The sequence below is a fragment of the Cupriavidus basilensis genome (assembly GCF_000876015.1).
GTDB classification, from domain to species: Bacteria; Pseudomonadota; Gammaproteobacteria; order Burkholderiales; family Burkholderiaceae; genus Cupriavidus; species Cupriavidus basilensis_B.
In genome coordinates this window covers 1-1,180 of sequence record NZ_BBQM01000059.1, presented here as the reverse complement: position 1 = coordinate 1,180, position 1,180 = coordinate 1, and the positions used below count along the sequence as shown (strand labels likewise).

4 protein-coding genes are annotated in these 1,180 nt (G+C 63.9%); all 4 read right to left on the bottom strand.

The window, feature by feature from the left end:
- Positions 1-131: 131 nt before the first annotated feature.
- Positions 132-284, bottom strand: coding sequence for a hypothetical protein (locus KF708C_RS36345; protein ID WP_156174087.1), 153 nt, complete (start codon positions 282-284; stop codon positions 132-134).
- A complete protein-coding gene (locus KF708C_RS34090; protein WP_059416309.1) occupies positions 281-529 on the bottom strand; it encodes a hypothetical protein in 249 nt (82 codons plus the stop codon). Before KF708C_RS34090 ends, KF708C_RS36345 begins: the two co-directional genes overlap by 4 nt.
- Positions 522-782: a hypothetical protein gene (locus KF708C_RS35375; protein WP_082080259.1), complete on the bottom strand. Its 261-nt coding sequence runs from the start codon at positions 780-782 to the stop codon at positions 522-524. The genes KF708C_RS34090 and KF708C_RS35375 overlap by 8 nt, the downstream gene beginning before the upstream one ends.
- The coding region (locus KF708C_RS34085) for a hypothetical protein (RefSeq protein ID WP_231586671.1) at positions 763-1,180 on the bottom strand (418 nt) is incomplete at its 5' end. The genes KF708C_RS35375 and KF708C_RS34085, both read right to left, overlap by 20 nt.

The window sequence follows — 1,180 nt, the reverse complement described above, 5'->3', positions numbered from 1 at the left end:
GGGCAACATCGGGCGGTATGGGGGCGGTGGCGAGCATGGCGCGGTAGGTGCGAAGAGTTCCGATCGCAGCCGCACCGGCACGCACCATTTTGTCGGTCGGCTCCGCCGGCACCAACCGCCATTCCTTTCCGTCAACCAGCATGATCGACCTCCTCGATTTCGATGACGATGTGCATCACCCGGATTTCGTTATTTGGGACGCCGACGAGCCAGTTCATGCCCGCGATGATTCCCGCGGTTAGCGGGTCGCATCCCATCTTGCGCAAGGCGCTATACCGGGTCATGTCTTCCTCCTAGCACGATAGATAGGCCGCGGTTCGCCCCAAACCGAGTACATCTCATGGGGAGTGTCATCGGTGGACACGGCCACAATAGCCGTGCCTCCCGAGGCAACCGGGTATTCGGCGTTGCGTGTCTCGTAGATTTCCATGAACAGAGTCGCAGCCGATTCAGCGCCGAACGCGGCCACGTCGCAGCCGTCCTCGCGGTCCTGGCCATAGTCAGGAATCCAGCAACGGAACTTAGTCATGGCTATTCCTTAAGCGCCGCAGCAGCAGTCGCATCAGTCGTTTGTGGACGCGCACCAGGCGCTCGTCGCTACTCCAATGAAAGCCGCCGTAGAGACAGCGCCCCATGTCGTCGTATTCGGGTTGGTCGCTGGGGTAAGCGCGTGTCAACATGGCATCGGCTTCTGCCCGTGCTGCACCGCGTGCGGTCAGATAGCGTCGGCCTTTCGTCGGGGCCGTGTAGACCTGCTGCACGTCAACCAGGATTGCCGGCATGGCTGGCTCCTTGGGTGGCGTAGAGCGGCTGCCATTGCACGTCGAGGCGCTCTTCCTTGGGCCACAGCGTGAACAGCCATCGCGCCCCGCTGTCCTGGTCGAACCAGGCCCGCCACGCCACCGGCCGCGCATCCTCTCCGGGCCGTCCGCGCAGCAGCTCCATCGCGTGCTGCAGCAGCAGCTCGGCGCTGTAGTCATGCGATGCGATGCGCGCCTCGATTTCGGCGAGGGTGTACGGTTCCTTGATGGGGTGCGCAGCCACTTGATGCGCCAGAGTTGGGGCAGCCAGTGGCGCAGCCTGCGCGGTGTCGGGGTTGATGATCCAGTCGCCCCCGGGCCCAACGAGCGTTCCTCCGGGCAGCGCAGTTTCTCCGGCCTGTGTCGTCGGGATGCCAAGC